This is a genomic window from Mycobacterium sp. E183 (genome assembly GCF_001667735.1).
Taxonomy (GTDB): domain Bacteria; phylum Actinomycetota; class Actinomycetes; order Mycobacteriales; family Mycobacteriaceae; genus Mycobacterium.
In genome coordinates this window covers 44,932-61,136 of sequence record NZ_LZJN01000156.1, presented here as the reverse complement: position 1 = coordinate 61,136, position 16,205 = coordinate 44,932, and the positions used below count along the sequence as shown (strand labels likewise).

16 protein-coding genes are annotated in these 16,205 nt (G+C 70.1%); 3 read left to right on the top strand and 13 right to left on the bottom strand.

The genetic code is table 11. The features are described from left to right. Window positions 1–4 precede the first annotated feature (4 nt). From A5691_RS18240 to A5691_RS18205, 8 genes are read right to left on the bottom strand one after another with little or no spacing between them, the layout of a single operon-like run. A complete protein-coding gene (locus tag A5691_RS18240; protein ID WP_067751104.1) occupies window positions 5–1,015 on the bottom strand; it encodes a DUF5914 domain-containing protein in 1,011 nt (336 codons plus the stop codon). Continuing rightward, complete coding sequence (locus tag A5691_RS18235) at window positions 1,012–2,547, bottom strand: FAD-dependent oxidoreductase (protein ID WP_067751101.1); 1,536 nt, start codon at window positions 2,545–2,547, stop codon at window positions 1,012–1,014. Before A5691_RS18235 ends, A5691_RS18240 begins: the two co-directional genes overlap by 4 nt. Then, window positions 2,544–3,269: a class I SAM-dependent methyltransferase gene (locus A5691_RS18230; RefSeq protein ID WP_067751096.1), complete on the bottom strand. Its 726-nt coding sequence runs from the start codon at window positions 3,267–3,269 to the stop codon at window positions 2,544–2,546. Before A5691_RS18230 ends, A5691_RS18235 begins: the two co-directional genes overlap by 4 nt. Next, on the bottom strand, window positions 3,256–3,567 hold the full coding sequence (locus tag A5691_RS18225) for a lycopene cyclase domain-containing protein (RefSeq protein ID WP_067751093.1): 312 nt from the start codon (window positions 3,565–3,567) through the stop codon (window positions 3,256–3,258). Before A5691_RS18225 ends, A5691_RS18230 begins: the two co-directional genes overlap by 14 nt. After that, entirely contained in the window at window positions 3,564–3,887 is a 324-nt protein-coding gene (locus A5691_RS18220; protein ID WP_067751090.1) for a lycopene cyclase domain-containing protein, read from the bottom strand. Before A5691_RS18220 ends, A5691_RS18225 begins: the two co-directional genes overlap by 4 nt. Then, window positions 3,884–4,840: a phytoene/squalene synthase family protein gene (locus tag A5691_RS18215; RefSeq protein ID WP_067751087.1), complete on the bottom strand. Its 957-nt coding sequence runs from the start codon at window positions 4,838–4,840 to the stop codon at window positions 3,884–3,886. Before A5691_RS18215 ends, A5691_RS18220 begins: the two co-directional genes overlap by 4 nt. After that, a complete protein-coding gene (crtI, locus tag A5691_RS18210) occupies window positions 4,837–6,369 on the bottom strand; it encodes a phytoene desaturase family protein (RefSeq protein WP_067751084.1) in 1,533 nt (510 codons plus the stop codon). The genes A5691_RS18215 and crtI overlap by 4 nt, the downstream gene beginning before the upstream one ends. A gap of 27 nt (window positions 6,370–6,396) precedes the next feature. Continuing rightward, window positions 6,397–7,578, bottom strand: coding sequence for a polyprenyl synthetase family protein (locus A5691_RS18205; protein WP_067751263.1), 1,182 nt, complete (start codon window positions 7,576–7,578; stop codon window positions 6,397–6,399). Between the two features lie 260 nt (window positions 7,579–7,838). Between A5691_RS18205 and A5691_RS18200 the strand changes: the two genes are divergently transcribed. The 3 genes from A5691_RS18200 (at window position 7,839) to A5691_RS18190 (ending at window position 9,984) form a co-directional block, all read left to right on the top strand. Next, complete coding sequence (locus tag A5691_RS18200) at window positions 7,839–8,333, top strand: MarR family winged helix-turn-helix transcriptional regulator (RefSeq protein ID WP_067751072.1); 495 nt, start codon at window positions 7,839–7,841, stop codon at window positions 8,331–8,333. Window positions 8,334–8,460: 127 nt separating this feature from the next. Further along, a complete protein-coding gene (locus A5691_RS18195; RefSeq protein WP_067751066.1) occupies window positions 8,461–9,192 on the top strand; it encodes a hypothetical protein in 732 nt (243 codons plus the stop codon). Between the two features lie 114 nt (window positions 9,193–9,306). Beyond that, window positions 9,307–9,984: a phosphodiesterase gene (locus A5691_RS18190; protein WP_067751062.1), complete on the top strand. Its 678-nt coding sequence runs from the start codon at window positions 9,307–9,309 to the stop codon at window positions 9,982–9,984. Window positions 9,985–10,081: 97 nt separating this feature from the next. Here the strand turns inward: A5691_RS18190 and A5691_RS18185 are convergent, their stop codons facing one another. The 5 genes from A5691_RS18185 to A5691_RS18165 all read right to left on the bottom strand — a co-directional run bounded on the left by A5691_RS18185 (window position 10,082) and on the right by A5691_RS18165 (window position 16,162). Then, window positions 10,082–11,068, bottom strand: coding sequence for a hypothetical protein (locus A5691_RS18185; protein ID WP_067751059.1), 987 nt, complete (start codon window positions 11,066–11,068; stop codon window positions 10,082–10,084). A gap of 66 nt (window positions 11,069–11,134) precedes the next feature. Next, on the bottom strand, window positions 11,135–12,490 hold the full coding sequence (locus A5691_RS18180) for a TIGR01777 family oxidoreductase (protein WP_067751056.1): 1,356 nt from the start codon (window positions 12,488–12,490) through the stop codon (window positions 11,135–11,137). A gap of 9 nt (window positions 12,491–12,499) precedes the next feature. Next, window positions 12,500–13,744, bottom strand: coding sequence for a glycosyltransferase family 4 protein (locus tag A5691_RS18175; protein ID WP_067751053.1), 1,245 nt, complete (start codon window positions 13,742–13,744; stop codon window positions 12,500–12,502). Window positions 13,745–13,757: 13 nt separating this feature from the next. Continuing rightward, a complete protein-coding gene (locus A5691_RS18170) occupies window positions 13,758–15,320 on the bottom strand; it encodes a glycoside hydrolase family 57 protein (RefSeq protein WP_156669999.1) in 1,563 nt (520 codons plus the stop codon). Window positions 15,321–15,346: 26 nt separating this feature from the next. Next, window positions 15,347–16,162, bottom strand: a complete 816-nt coding sequence (locus tag A5691_RS18165; protein WP_067751048.1) for a bifunctional 2-polyprenyl-6-hydroxyphenol methylase/3-demethylubiquinol 3-O-methyltransferase UbiG — start codon at window positions 16,160–16,162, stop codon at window positions 15,347–15,349. Window positions 16,163–16,205: the final 43 nt, after the last annotated feature.

Here is a 16,205-nt window from a genome sequence, read left to right as displayed (position 1 = left end):
CCCGTCAGCCGAGGCCGGCGCGTACCTGGTAGCGGCGCTCGGCGTAGGCGAGGTCGTCGCGCCAGAGCCTGTTGGCCGCGAAGCGCATAAGAGGGGCGACCACGGGGGCGGCCCGCGACGCGCGCGCGAACCCCGGCCGGTCCGAATGGGCGATGGTGGCTTCCAGCACGGCGGTGCGGGGGAGGCCGTCGGGGCCCGATCCGATTGGCGTGGCGTGGGTTTCGACAGTACTGCCGGTTCCCTCGCCGTCCACGATGCGCATGACGATCGTGCGGGCCTCCGGGCAGCTGAATTCCGCGACGACCGGAACGCCGAGGCGGCCCATCCTGAAGGTCACCGCCACCAAGAAGCGATCGACGGTTTCGGTTGGGGTGGTGAGCACTTCGAGCCGGGTGAACGAATAGGGGTGGAACCAGGCACCGTGCCAGGGATCCAGCCGGTTGGCGATGATGTCGGCGGGCTCGCACACGCCCGCCATCCGGGCGACGGCGGCCAGAGTGTCGCCGGTCGGCCGGGCCGGTATCACCGGTTCGGCCGACGGCTCTTCGCCGCCCGCCTTGTCGAGCCGAACCCACACCAGGACACCGTCGTCGTGGCCGGGCAACGGGCTCCAGCCGAATTCGCGCGCCCGGCCGTCCAGGGCAAGTCCGTGCCATCGGCAGATCAGCGTGCCGTCGTGCACCGTCCCGGTGGCCAGATCCGCCCCCAGGTGGGGGCAACCGCGCGGACCGACGCGGAGCCGGCGCTCGTCATCGCGCCAGGCGACGATGTCAACCCCGGCGATCCGGGCGCCGAACGGCCGCCCGGGGCGAACATCGGCGCTGCCGGCGAACGCGAACCAGTTCCCGGTGGGCCTGCCCTGGGCCCGTTTCAGCGCGCCGTCGATGATGGCGGGCTGCGCCTCGCGGTAGGTCGGGCGCTGGTCGGCCCACGGGGTGCGCGGAATCACTTGCAGCGGCCAATCTTTGGTCCGCACGCCCGGCCATAGGTGCTGGAGCTGTTCGCGAATATTCATCGTTGAGTGGATCCTTCGCGGGTGGCGAGCCATCGCAACAGGGCTGACCGGCCTCGGGTGGGTACGGTGACCAACGGGTGCCCGGCCAGTCCCCATCTTCTCAGCAAATGGTTCGCGGCGCACCAACCGGTCGTGGCGGCGCGCTCCATCAGCGCGACCGGCAAGTCGATGCGGACGGCGTCGCCGGCCAACAGCAGGCCCGGCTGGGGGCTGACCACCGCCGGGCGGTCCGCATAGGAGCCGGGCGCAAACAGCGGGCAATCGCTGCGGTGCAGCAGTCGCTCGCAAACGACCTGCGCCGCCGCGGTTTCCGGGTACACCTTGCGCAGCTGCCGCAGCGCCGCCGCGCGGGACGGCGCGGCGTCGAGGGCGTAGGAATGCAGTTCGACGACAGAACCGTGGTGCGCACGCGACCACTCGGCGGCCTGGCGTTCGTAGCGCTCCAGCACGCTGATGTTGTCCAGTGGCTCGTGGCCGGCCGTGCCCAAAAACGCCTGCCGCTGCGCCTCGACGGGGCGATCGAGCCACAGCCGGTGGACCGCGAAGGGCGGCGCCGTCCGCAGCCGCGCGATCTGTGCGCGCCAGTCGTCCGTGGCCAGCCCGGTCGATGCACCCACGACACGCTGCAGGCCGGCCACATCGGTGGCCAGCACGACGGCGTCCGCGTCCAGGCGCTCACCCGAATCCGTCCACACCCGAAACGGCTCCGCCGAGCCGGCCTCGATGCGAGCGGCGCTGGTGCCGAGGCGAAACCCGACGCCCCGCGCCTCGAGGTATCGGCGCAGCGGCTGCCAGAGGGCGGTGTCGTAGTTCGACGTGGGCACATCGAAGATCAGGCCTTCGGACGAGCCGAGGAAGTAGATGTGAAACATCGCCGCCAACTCGGCCGCGGACAGCTTCGAAGGGTCGGCGAAGAAGCTGCGGGAGAACACCTCGAACGCCAGATGCCTTGCTGCTTCGGGGAATCGGATGCTCTTGAGGAACGTCGCGGCATCGAAGTGGTCGAGGCGCTCGTAGATCCCGGGCACCGACACCGCGGCCAGCGGCGCGGCCGCGCGAGCGTCGATCTGCAGGAAGTCGCGAAGCCGGAAGGTCGGGCTGCGGGCGGCGAAGGCCACCGCGTTCCAGGGTGGGGTGCGTGGTAGCCCCCGGAATGTGTCGCGCCGCCCCGCGCCGTCGATGAGCGGATAGTCGTCGACGGGTGTGAGCATCCGCAGTTGCGGTTCGATGCGGCGGAGCAGGGCGCGCAGGTTGTAGTACTGCCGAAAGAACGCGTGGAAGCCCCGATTCATGGCGAGGTCGGTCCCGTTTTCGCGTTCGGTCCAGCCGCCGACCCGGCCGCCGAGGTAGTGTTCGCGCTCGATCACTTCGACGGCGACGCCGCGTTCGGCCAGGCCGGTGGCAGCGGCCAGCCCCGCGATGCCGCCGCCCACGACGACCACTCGGGGTCGTGACGCCAGCGCTCCGGCATCCGGGAATCCGGTTGGTGCGGCGAATGTTTCGCGCCGGCGATCGGTGCCGAGGGCCGTCATAGCGGCGCGTCCGCCAGGAAGGTGTGCACGATGTTGGCCTCCCAGCCCGGCATCGTTTCGCTGTGCACGGCGGTGAAGCCCGCGTCGGCGAGGCGGTCCCGGAATCGGGCCGCGCCGTCGAACTCGAGCACGCTGCGCCACAGGTAGCGGTACAGCGCCGCGTCGCGGGTGCGCCACCATCCGGCGGGAATGATGATGCCCCAGCACACGGCGTGCCAGATTCCGGTGGCGGCGGGGGAGTCGCGCACCGAGTACTCGTGCACCGCGAGTGTGGCACCGGGTCGCAGCAGGGCCCGGAGTTTCCGCAATTGGCCGTCCCGGTCGGCGAGGTTGCGGATCAGGTAGGCGGCCAGAATTCCGTCGAACGGCCCGGTGATCCCGTGCTCGGCCAGTTGCTCGACGGGGGTGTGCACGAATCGCACCGACCGGGGCCAGGCCTTCGCGGCCGCAGCGTCGAGCATGCCCCGCGACGCGTCGACGGCGACGATCTCGGCCTCCGGGGCGACGGCCAGCAGCGCGGCCGTCGACGCGCCCGTGCCACAGCCGGCGTCGAGCAGGCGTAAGCCCTTGCCGCGGTCACGTATTCGCATGCGGCGGGCGGAGAGAAGCAATTGGTTGTGATAGCCGGGGCTGGCACCCACCAGCCCGTCGTACGCCGCCGCTCCGGCGTCGAAGGCGGCCGACAGTTCGCCGGGGGTCGGGCCGGCTTCACCGACGCGCACGTTGGCGTTCCCATCCCAGCAGCACCGCGGTGGCGAGTGCGAAGCCGAACAAGAAATCCTCGACCGGGATGTCGAAAGGGACGCGCAGGCCGGTGATGTGGCGGGGGTCGTAGCTGACGATGGGGGAACTGAGCTTGGTCAGCCATCCGTCGACCGGAACCTGGAACCCGAGAATGATCAGCATCGACAGCCAGTACGCCGGCCGTCGGAAGAGCCCGGTGCGCAACACCGCCAATTCCAGTGCGCACACGGCGAATACCGATGCGACGGCCGGAACGGTATAACCCAGGCCGCTCACCGCCGGTTGACCCTGCCCAGGATGGTGCTCACGGCGTTGTAGGTGAGCAGCGCGCAGATCGGAATGACGATGAAGAACAGCACCTCTTCGATCGGCACCCGGAACGGGATGTCCAGGCCGGTGATGTATTCGCCGTTGTACGTCCACACGTGCGCGGCGATGGCGATCTCGTCCCAGACCAAAAACGCCACGGCCACGGGCAGAACGGCCTTCACCAGCCGCCGCCATTGCCGGTAGACGCCGGGGCCGAAGAACTCCAGGGGCGCGGTGATCGCCAGGCATGCGGCGAGGACCAGAAGATACTGCCAGCGATCGGTCATGCGGCCCCCGGGGCATCGGCAACGCCGGGCGAACTACTGCGCGCCCGCCACGACCGTATCAGCCCGATGCCGGCGACCTGCAGCCGTCGGGCTCTGCCGACCGTGGCCCGGTGATTGAACACCGCGAAATCGCTCTCTTCGATGCGGTCCAGGATTTCGGAGTACAGCGCCGCCGCGGTCGCCACGCACGGTCGCGACCGCGGGCTCAGCATGCCGATGCCGGCGGCCGCGAATCGGTAAGTCTCGCGGGTGATCTCGTGCTGGGCGGCGAGCGCCTCGCGCACCCGCGGGTCGGTGCGGCGCTTGCGGTGACACCAGGTCAGCAGCTCGCGATCCACACCGTGTGCGGCGAGCTCGTCGGCCGGCAGGTAGACCCGCTGCCGCAACAGGTCTTCGTCGACGTCGCGCAGGAAGTTGGTGAGCTGAAACGCCCTACCCAGCGCCGCGGCGTAGGGCGCGGTCTCCTCGACCGGCGCCACGGTGCCCAGGACCGGAAGAACCTGCAGGCCAATGGCTTCGGCGGATCCACGCATGTATAGGTTGAGCGCACCGCGGTCGGGATAATCGGTGACCGTCAGGTCCATCCGCATCGACGCCAGGAAGTCGTCGAACAGCTCGGTGCCGATGCGGTAGCGGCGGGCGGTGTGGGTGACCGCGGCGAGCACGGGGTCGTCCAGATGGTCTCCGCCGGAGAAGAATTGGTCGGCGAGTTGCTGCAACCGCATGCCGCGGACGTCGGCGCTCAGCCCGGGGTCGAGGTCGTCGAGGATGTCGTCGGCATAGCGCGCGAAACCGTAGAGGGCGTGCACGGCCGGACGTTGGTCGGGCGCCAGCAGGCGGGTGGCCAAGAAGAAGGTGCGGCCGTGCGCGGCGTTGAGTTCGCGGCAGCGCCGATAACCCTCGCGCAGGCGCGGATCGTCGATCCCGGCCGCGTCCAATTCGCTGCGAATCATGTCAGCCCGGCCCTCATGTCGTGGTGCGTCGTCATCCGGTTGGCTCGGCCGGCGCTGGGGCCGGTGACGCGGTCGGCGGCTAGCCGACCCGAGATCAGCGTGGTGGGGACGCCGACGCCGGGCACGGTTGACGAGCCGGCCAGCACCGCGTTTTCGACGCCGCGCACCATGTTGGCCGGCCGGAAGGGGCCCGTCTGCCCGAAGGTGTGGGCCAGCGCGAAGGGGCTGCCCGCCGCCATGCCCTGACGCGCCCAGTCCGCGGGCGTGACGGTGTCCAATACCGTTGCGTCCTCGGCCAACCCGGGCAGTAGCCGCGCCGCGACCTCGTCGATCAGGGTGTCGACATAACGCGCCCCGACGGTGTCCCAGTCGATGGGCCCGCGATCCAGGTTCGGCGCGGGGGCGAGCACGTACAGCAGGTCGTGCCCGTCCGGGGCCAGGGCGGGGTCGCTCGCCGTCGGGCGGGTGACCAGCAGCGAGGGATCCCGCATCAGGCGGCCGTCGCGGATGATGTCGGTGAAGGTCTGATCCCAGGAATCGCCGAACAGGATCGTGTGATGGGCCGCGTCGGAGGCGACGCGGCGGGAGCCCAGGTGGGCCACGACCGCCGAAGGCGCCGGCCGCAGCCGCACGGGGCGGCGCGGTGTGCGGCCCAACAGTTCATAGGTCTGCGGCAGTTCGGTGGTCAGCACCACCGCGTCGCACGCGATGGGGTCCAGGCGATCCGTCAGCACGGCCCTGACCCGTCCGGCGGCGCGGTCGAGCCCGGTAACGGTGGCGTTGTAACGGAATTCGACCCCCGCATCGGCGGCGGCCGCGGCCAGTGCGTCGGGAAGCGCGCGAACCCCGCCGCGCGGGAAGAACACGCCCGCGACGGTGTCCATGTAGGCGATGACCGCGTACACGGCCAGGGCGTTCCGCGGCGCCACGCCCGCGTACAGGGATTGGAACGTGAAGACCCGTTGCAGCCGGGGGTCGCTGATATGCCGCTTCACTACGCGATCCCACTTGCGGAAGCCGCCGATCGCCGTCAGCCGCGCCAACTGCGGCGTGAGCAACGACAGCGGGGAGTCGAAGTTGGCGGCGATGAACCCGTCGAATTCGATCCGGTACAACCGCTGCAGCCACTCGCGCAGCCGCCGGTAGCCCGCTGCCTGCCCGGATCCGGCGAACTCTGCAATGGCGGTGGTCATCCGGTCGGGGTCGGTGTGCACGTCGAGCGCGCTGCCGTCGGCGAACACCGCCCGGTAGGCCGGGTCAAGCGGCAGCAATTCCAGCCGGCCCGACCGGCTCTGGCCGGCGGCCGCGAAAGTCTCGTCGATGATGTCCGGCATCGTGAGCACCGTCGGCCCGGTGTCGATTCGATAGCCGTCGACGTCGAGGCGGCCGGCGCGCCCCCCCGGCCAGGGGTGGCGTTCCACCACCGTGACCGCGCGTCCACGGCCGGCCAGATGCAGCGCGGCGGACAGACCGGCCAGGCCGGCCCCGATCACCACGACGCGCTCGCTGCGTCCTTCGATGGTCCGCATGTCAGCATGCTCCCAAACTTGCGTCGCTCATTCGGCGCGATCCGTGCAGGCGGTCGCCATTTCCTCCAGCGCGGTGCGAACGGGTCCGTCGATCGAGGCGTCGTCGAGGTGTTCGCGCGCGGCCGCGACCCGGTCGCTGATCATCTGCTCGATCAGCTGGACCGCCCCCGTCCCCACGATCAGCGTTTTGCATCGATCGAGCGCTTCACCGTCGAGGGCGTGGCCGTTCATCAGTTCGGTCAGTTCGGCCCGGGTGGACGCATCGGCGAGCTGGTGGGCGGTCACCACGAGGCTGGTTGCCTTGCGCTCCAACAGGTCTCCGGCGGCCGGCTTCCCGGTGATCGCCGGCGAGCCGAAGACGCCGAGCACGTCGTCGCGAAGCTGAAAGGCTTCCCCGATGGCGGCGCCGTACCGGCCGAGTCGGCTCAGCGTCCGATCGTCGCAATCGGACATCGCCGCGCCGATCTCCAACGGCCGCCGCACGGTGTAGTTGCCCGACTTGCGGCGGGCCACGTCCAGCACGGCATCCAGGGTAGGCATGCGCCGGACATCGCTCACCAGGTCGGCGAACTGGCCCAGCGCAAGCTCGGTGCGCATCGTGTCGTAGCGCGGCCAGGCGCGCTGCAACCGACGGGCATCGACACCGCTCTCGCGCAGCATCTGCTCCGACCAGATCAGGCAGAGGTCACCCAGCAGGATGGCGGCCGATTCGCCGAACCGCGCCGACGAGCCGGACAGCCCGCGCGCGCGGTGCCATTGGGAAAATTGCAGGTGTGCCGACGGGCGCCCCCGCCGTTCGGCCGAACCGTCCATGACGTCGTCCTGCAGCAGCGCGAATACGTGCAGCAGCTCGAAACTGGCCGCCGCCCGCAGCGCCGCCCGGTCGGGCGCGGCACCGCAGAGCCACCCCAAGTACATGAAGGTCGACCGCAGACACTTGCCGCCAGACGCGAACGCCATCAGGATGTCGCCGGCGGCGTCGACGCGGGTGTCGTCCAACTGGGAGCGCCGGGGTTCGACGAAGTCGCAGAGGAGGGCGAGCACGCCGTTCCGCACGCTCGAGCGCCACTCGTCGAAGGGGGCGGTGCCCGGCCAGTCCGCCGCAGCTGCCGGCGACTCGGTGGCGGGTGTCAACGACAAAGCACCCATCTTGGCCACGCGCTCCCTCCTGGACGGCTTGGCATTCCCAGGTCGGGACGGCTCAAACACGCGCCGCCATCTCCGCTGTTCGGAGGCGAAGAACCGGCCCATGCCGTCGCCGCGATCCCGCTCCGATCAGCCCTTCCCAACCTCGGACGACTTACCCATCACCTTCAATAACTTAAACATTAACTTACTGAAATTGTCCTCGGTTCGCCAGTCGTGGTCACGTCTCGTCCCCTGTGCCATCGTCGCCGGAGGTCCATTTCAATCAATTAACCATTAACGAACTGAACTGTGTGCCGGTTCAGGGATATGCTCACTTTGTTATGGAAGCTGAAGAGCAGCGCCTGCGCCGCGATGTGCTGGAGTCGCTGATCTCGGCCGATCTGCGGGAGATATCGACCGAATCCGACCAGATCGGTCGGCAATTCGCGATGTTACATCGTCTGCGGCCCAATGACTTCCGTGCATTGATGTACATCATGGTGGCAGAAGCCGCGGGGAGGCCGATGACCTCGGGCGACCTCAGTCATCGGATGGGGCTGTCCGGTTCGGCGATCACCTACCTGGTGGATCGGTTGATCGACTCGGGCCACATCCGGCGCGATTCCCACCCCGATGACCGCCGCAAGGTCATCCTGCGCCACGGGGAATCCGGCCTGGCCACCGCCCGGTCGTTCTTCAGTCCGCTCGATGCCCACAGCCGGGTCGCCCTCGAAGAGTTACCCGACGCCGACCTGATGGCAGCGCATCGTGTGCTCGGTGCGGTCATCGACGCCATGCAACGATTCCAGGGCGAACTCGCAGTGCCCCAGGAGTGATCGGCGACTTCGCCGCGTCCGCCCGGGCGCTTGGGGCCGTTTGGCGCCGTTGCCCGCGGGTATACGCGACTCAACTCAAGTGTCCGACAAAAATCCCTCGGACGGACATGAGGGGTGGTGGGGCCCAATGGAAATGGCCAGCGGGCGAAACACTCGCGTGGCGATCGCCTTCGCCTTCACGATTGCGATAACGGTGGTCGGCTACCCGGCCCCCGCGACGGCCACCCCGGCCGTCACGGCCTTTCCCGGTATGGAGATCCGCCAAGGCGGGGCCGTGTGCATGGTGGGGTTGGTCGAGCCCCGGCTGCGGGTCGCGGTGACCAGCGGTCAATGCGGTAACGGGGAGTCGGACGTCACCGACCACGACGGAAACCCGGTGGGCAAGGTCGTGCTCGCCCGTCGCCAGGCCGCCGACGACGTGGCGGCGAGTCGCGCGATGTCGCCCGTCGAGTACGAAGTCATCGCGCTCGGCCCCGACGTGACCGCCTCGGACCAGTTGCCGACCGGCCGGCAACTGAAGTCTTCCCCGGGCCTGCGTGCGCAGCCGGGGCTGCCGGTGTGCCAGTTTCGTCGATCGGTCGGCCAGCGGTGCGGATCGATCACCTCCGTCAGCGAAGGGCGGTTCATCATCGCCGACGTGGCCGTCGACAGTCGTGACTTCGGTGGACCGGTCTATGCCCTGACCGACGACAACGCGGCCGTGATCGTCGGGCTTTTCGAAGGGATGTGGGGATCGGTGCCCGAGATGGAGTCGTGGCAGGCGGTCATGCAGCAGGTCTACATCGACGGCCGGGCGCAAAACCAGCAGCCGCAACCACCCGGGGAACCGCACATGGTCGGCCTGCGGGTGCCCGCGTAAACCGGTCCGGCATCTGCCGACGCGCCGCTGAAACCCAAACACCCGGGCGGAGCCCTGGGGAATCGACGTCGCACCGGCGCGTTTCCGACGCGGGGAAAGGGGAACCCGCCGCCGGTGAGCGTTTCCGATCTTGTCGCACTGCCCTTCCAGTGGGGCTCCGCCATCCGGGGCAAACGGTTGTTTCATCCGATCGGGGTTCTGGCGGAGGGCTTCATCGAACGGGTCGCCCCGGCCGGCCAGGGGCTGCCCATTTCGTCGTCCGAGGTTGTCGCCCGGGTGTCGAAGGCCAGTGGCACGCCCGGGGCCTTGCCTGACTTCATCGGCCTGGCTTTCCGGGTCACACCGCCGCAGGGGACCGGGCCGTGGGACATCCTGGTCGTCTCCTCGGGCTCGGGGCTGCTGTCCCGGGCACTCGCGCTGCGCCCTGCCATCTCGTGGAGCGATCAGACGCTGACCACCCTGATGCCGCTGCACTACCGGGGAGCCAATTGGTGGCTCAGGGCCCGGATCGTCAGCAAGATCGACGGTCCCGGCCTGTCGCTGGACGGCGTGCGCGACCGCCTCGAGCACGACAGCATCGAGGTCTCGCTCGACCAAGCCTGTGGCAGTGGGGATTTCACGCCGCTGGGCCGGCTCACGCTGACCGGGGCCGTCGATCCCGAACCGGCGGCCGACGTGTCATTCGATCCCGTGATCAACACGCCACCCGGCGTGAGCCTGCGCCCGCGCTGGCTCGCCGATCTGCGCGCCCGCGCCTACCGGCGAAGCCGGCATGGCAGGGACGCGGAATAGGAGACCGGGCAGTGGATTCACGGTCGTTCGTCGAGGTGGTCACCCGCGACGCGTCGGCCGGACGGACCGCTCACCGCTCGACCGGTGCGCAGACTCGTCACGGCAGCGTGGTGATGGTCCCGGCCGTCAAGAGATCGGTGTAATAGCTTCCGCCAGGGTAGAAATCGGGTGTGGTCGTTCCCGCGATCATGTCGGCGATCCAGCCCCGGGTCAGACCCCAGACCGCGGCGACGTTGTCGGCCTTCGGGCGCCCACACACGAGGTTCTCGTAACCCGGCGACGACGGGCCGAGTGCGTCGCCGTGGGCGCCGGTCGTGATTTTCACCCCGTGAAACGTGCGGTCCGGGAAGTACCGCTCGATCGCCTTGGTCCCGCGTTGAAAGAAGTTGCACAGCAGATGCGGCGACGCCGTGGCGTAGATCGGCAGCGTCGTACCCGCGAGGCCCGCCAGCGCGTCGTCGGTATTGGAGCCGAGGAACGACTTGACGCCGTCCTCGCTGACCACGCCGCGCAGCTGGGTGAAGGCGGCCGGGTAGGAGCTGTGCAGGCGCTCGGCGACGTATTCGACGGCCTCGGAGCCCGCCGAGTGGCCGACGAACACCATGTTGTCGGGTAGCGGCGCGACGGGGCGGCCGGCCTTCTCGGCCGCCGTCGCGAACGACGTCGCCAACGCGCCCCGCGGGTCGTCTTTGTGCGCGAAGACGTCCGCGATGTTGTCCAGGAACCCTCTGTTGTCGATCAGGTGCTCCACGGTGCAGCCGAAGATGTTGAGGGTGGACAGGGTGGTGGCCACCACCAGGTAACCGCTGCCCGCGAGCTCGGGGCCGAACGCGGACCACACCTTCTTGCCTTCCACGAATCCGTGCTGCAACCAGACCAGCCCGAGCGGGGGCGTGCTGGGGAAATACCACGTCGTGGGTACCGCCTGCGTTGCGCTTGCGCAGGTGACGTCGGTCGTGCTGTCGGCCTCCGTGGCTTCGGCCCGGGCCGGGCACGGGGCGAACGCGATCGCGGCCAGCGCGACGATGCCGATCACGGTCGCGCTGGTCCGACGGGCACGCCAGGCCGGCGCACCGAACTTCATTAAGGGATTGAACCATTAAGTTAGTTAAATGGGGCCTCATCGGCCCCCAATCCCGCTATGTGCGATTCAGCGGGCGTGCCCGAGCAGGTGGCGGAGCGCCTGATCGAGGTCGGGTTGGCGGAACCGGTGCCCTTGCGCGCTCAGCTTGTGCGGAAGAACCCGCTGGCTGGCGCACGCCAATTCGCGTGCGCCCTGCTCGCCGAGCAGCACCCGCGGCCCCAGCGACGGCACCGGCAACACCGCGGGCCGGTGCACGACGCGCGCCAGCGTCGTCGTGTACTCGCTGTTGCGAACCGGCTGCGGGGCAACGGCGTTCACGGCTCCCGACAGCGCCCGGTCCCATAGAGCGCGGTGGTAGATGTCGACCAGGTCGTCGATCCCGATCCACGACAACCATTGCCGGCCGTCGCCCAGTCGCCCGCCCAACCCGGCGCTGAACAACGGGCGCATCAGCTTCAGCGTGCCCCCGCGCGGGGATTGCACGATCCCGGTGCGCACCCGTACCACGCGCACCCCGGACTGCTCGGCGGGCTCGGTTGCGGCCTCCCAGTCGGCGACCACGTCGGCGAGGAAACCGCCGCCCCGGTCGCTGTCCTCGGTGAGGACCTCGTCGCCCCGGTCGGATCCGTAATATCCGATCGCCGACGCCGAGATGAGCACCGCCGGGCGGTCGTTGGCGCGGCCGAGCGCCTCGGCGAGGCGGCGGGTGGGGCCAATCCTGCTGTCGCGGATGGCATGTCGATGTTTGTCGGTGAACCGGCCGGCGATCGAGGCCCCCGCCAGATGGATGACGGCGTCCACGCGATCGAACAGTCCCGGGTCGGGGTCGTCGGGATCCCACTCGCGCTCGTCGTCTCCGCGCGCAGGGCGGCGCACCAACCGGATGACGCGATGGCCGCCCGTGCTCAGAAACGCCGTCAACGCCGAACCCACCAGCCCGGACGCACCGGTGACCGCGACGGTCAGCGGAGCCAGCCCGTTGTCGGCGGCCAGCCGGTGGGCGGCCAGATCGTCGGCGAGCTGACGGTGCCGGTAGGTGAACATGGGCCGCAGCAGCGACCCGGGCACCGGTGTGTCCACCCGGTCGATGACCCGGGTGCGGCCGTCGCCGACGGCCTCGAAGTCATGGGTGTGCCGCCAGCGCACGGCGACTCGGGTGGGCAGCGTGGCCAGGCCGTCGCCGCCGATGGCGTCCACGAAGCGCCGCGGCGGGTCGTAGTCTGCCGCCTGGTGGACGGCGACCCAGCGCAGGCCGCCCGGTAGCGCAAGCGTCGCCCGCCCGTCCTTGAGTGAGGCGGCCTCGGAGACCAGGCGCATGGGTTGCCACGGCGGTGAGAGCCGGGCGAACGCGCCCGGCCTGGCGTGCCAGGCGAACACGTCGCCGATCGGCGCGTCGACCACGCTCGAAAATTCCAGCCCCATCGCTGCAGGCTAGCGGTTGGGCAGCGCGTGCTCCACGATGGGCATGCGCGGCTGGGGCTGCCGCTCGCCGCGCTTGGCGGCGAGATATACCTGCGCGGTCTCCCGGGCCACGGTCTTCCAGTCGAAGGCCGAGGTGAGCCGTTCGCGGGCGGCGCGGGCGCGCTGCTGCGCGGCGAATGGATCATCGAGCACGACCCGCACGGCCGAGGCGAGCCGGGCGACGTCGCGGGGTGGGCAGGAGACCCCGGTCCGGCCGTTGATCACCGCCTCGCCCAGGCCCCCGATGTTCGACGTGACGAGCGGCGTCCCCGCCGCGGCGGCTTCCAGCGCGACGATCCCGAACGGCTCGTAGTGGCTGGGCAGCACCGCGGCGTCGGCCCGGTGCAGCACCGCGAGCAGCTCGGCATGGCCGAGGTGGCCGACGAACCGAGTTGCCTTGAGCACCCGATGTTTTCGGGCCTGCTCGACGAGCCACTCCTGCTGCGTGCCCTCCCCGGCGATGGTCAGGGTGGTCCCGGGGTGGGCGCGCCGGATGCGGGGCAGGGCGGCGATGACGTCATGCACACCCTTTTCGTATTCCAGCCGCCCGAGGAAGAGCAGTTCGGCGGGACCGGTGCGCGGCCGGCGCTCGGCGAACGGCCAGCGCGCGGCGTCGATTCCGTTGCGGATGACCGTGATTGCGGCCAGGCCGGGCCCGAACAGTTCGGTGATCTCGTCGGACATCGACGCCGAACAGGTGATCAGCGAATCGGATTCGCGCACCAACCACGACTCCACGGCGTGCACCTGACGACTGATCGCGCCGGACACCCAGCCGGAGTGCCGTCCGGCCTCGGTGGCGTGGATGGTGGAAACCATTGGCACGTCGTAGAACTGCGCGAGCGTGATCGCCGGATGGGCCACCAGCCAGTCGTGCGCGTGCACGACGTCGGGACGCCACGGCCGGTTCGTGCCCCGCTTCTTCAACGACAGGCCCTCGCGCGTCATGGAATGGCCCATGGCCAGCGTCCACGCCATCATGTCGGTGCCGAACGAGAACTCGTGCGGGTCTTGGGCGGCGGCGATCACCCGGACTCCGTCGACCACCTCGTCGGACGACGGGTGCGTGCTGGGGTCGGTGCCCGTGGGGCGGCGGGACAGCACGACGACCTCGTGCCCGGCCGCGGCCAGCGCCGTCGACAGGTGATGCACGTGCCGGCCGAGCCCGCCGATCACCACCGGCGGGTACTCCCACGAGACCATCAGGATCTTCACGCGGCCGCCAAGCTCATCGGGGCAGCCTGCGCGCGTCCAGGGCGCCGAACAGTCCGTCGGCGCGGTTCCAGCCTTCGGCCAGGCGCCCAGCGGCGTCCCGGCGCCCGGACGCGAGCGCCCCGGCGATCTCGCGGGTCGCGTGGGCGTGCAGGTGGGCGCGGTAGCGCGCGTAGTCGGCGGCCGAGTCCTTGCTCACCATGAACGGCCAGTCGCTGGACACGGTGAGCAGGGTCTCGCGCAGGATCTGGTCGGCGACGTGGTCGCGGGGCAGCGGCCCATCCAGCGAGGCCCGTTGCGCGAGCGCCTTATCCACTGTGCTCAGCGCCGTGTCGACCACTTCGTTGTTGAGCTGGACCAGGTCGGCCACCTTCTCGCCCGCCCAGACCTGCCAGTCCTTGCCCGAACCCCACGAACTGGGCGGCAACGCGACCGGGCGCCCGACGAATCCGCCGTCGATGGCGTCGTTCAGCGTCCCCACCCGCACTCCGGCGGCGGGCAGGGCGCGCAGCAGCCGCTGCAGCCACGTCGGCCCCTCGTACCACCAGTGGCCGAAAAGTTCGGTGTCGAAGGCGGCGACCACGTGCGCGGGGCGCCCGATGCGGTCGGATTCGCTGGTCAGCCGGTTGCGGACCACCTCGACGAAGTCGGCGACGTGGACGTCGACGGCGTGGTCGGCGCGCTCGGGGTCATAGGGGGCCTTGGCCTCCGACGCCACGTTGCGGCCGGTCACCCGTGCCGGCTTCAGCCCGGTGAGGTGGTCGTAGGTGTGGAAGTCGCGGTAGGCGGCGTGCCCGGGGTAGCCGGACTTGGGTGACCACACCCGGTAGCTGACCTGCAGGTCGCGTCCGAACGCGACGACGTCGGTGTCGCCGACGGGCCGGCCCAGCGCGGTGTCGCCGTGCAGCGACGGGCCGTCGACCATGAAGTGGGTGACACCGGCGGCGGCGTAGTCGTGCTCCATGCCCGGGGCATAGGCACATTCGGGCGCCCAGATCCCGCTGGGGCCCTGCCCTTTTCGCGTCCCCAGCCGCGACTGCGCGTCGGCCAGCCCCTCGCGCAGGGCGAACTCGCGCAGCCGCGGCGCGAGCAGCGGCTGGAAGGGGTGGGCCAGCGGGCCGCCGAGCAACTCCACGGTGCCGGCGTCGAGCAGGCCGCGCAGCAGCGGGCTGGCGCCGTGCCGCCATCGGGTGGCGAAATCTTCCAGCGCCCCGTCCGCCTCGGCGCATTCCCGAATCCCCAAGGCGCGCAACGCTTCCGGCGTGCAAGATTGGTATTCGGCCGACTTCGAGCGCGCGGCGGACCGGACGCTGGCCGCCTCGGCGGCCCGCAGCCGCCAGTTGGCGAGCCAATGGTGCATGCCGTCCAGGCAGTACGGGTCGTCGAGCTGCGCGTTCACCACCGGGGTGACGCCGAGCGTGATCAATCCGCGTCGGTCCTCGTCGGCCAGCGTGGTCAGCACCCGCATCAGCGGCAGATAGGCCGCCGCCCAAGACTGGTAGAGCCACTCCTCGCCGACCGGCCACCGGCCATGATGGGCCAGCCACGGCAGGTGGGTGTGCAGGACCAGGGTGAACATGCCGGGCACCCGGTCGTGCGAATTGCTCACGGCGCTACCGCGATCGCGATCAGGTCCAGGCTGTCGTCGATGTCACGGGGGCCGTTTTCGATGTCGAAGTCGTCGCACGTCACCGCGGCCACGTCGGCGACCAGCTCCGGCGGCCACGGCGCCCCCGGGTCAGCGGCCATTGCCCGCTCGATCTGCGCGTCGATGATGGAGCCGCCGTGGCGGGCGTCCATCTCGCGCAGCCGGGGGCCGTGGAACAGCCCGCTGATCGACACGTCGCGAAAGCCCGCGTCGACCAGCAACTCGCTCAGCTCGGCGGCGTTGAGTTCGCGGGTGTGGAACGGGTTGATCGGGGTGTCGCGGCCGGGCGAGAAGGTGATCCGGTTCGGTGTCGACACCATCAGCAACCCGCCGCGGCGCAGCACCCGCGCGCATTCGGCGACGAATTGTGCCTGATCCCACAGGTGCTCGATCACTTGGAAGTTGACCACAATATCCACCGACGCGTCGGGCAGCGGCAGCGCCGCCAGGTTGGCCTGCATCACTTCCACGCGCGGGTAGCGGTGGCGCACGTGGGCCACGGCGGCCTCGTCGTAATCCACGGCCACGACCCGGCGGGCGACGGCGGCGATCAGGTCCGCGCCGTACCCCTCGCCGCAGCCGGCCTCGAGCACCTCGCGGCCCGCACAGCGTCCGGCCAGCCGCTGGTAGACGACCTCGTGGCGGCGGAACCAGTAGTTCTCGACGTCCAGGCCCGGGATGGTGCGCTCGCCCGTCAACGTCAGCACGGGATCGGCCCCGGGCGAGGGATCGCCGGGGCGGTGCCAGGGGACGTCGGGGACGGTTGCGCTCATCGCATAGGCAGGCTAACGCGAAGTGTCGGATTCGCGAACCGGG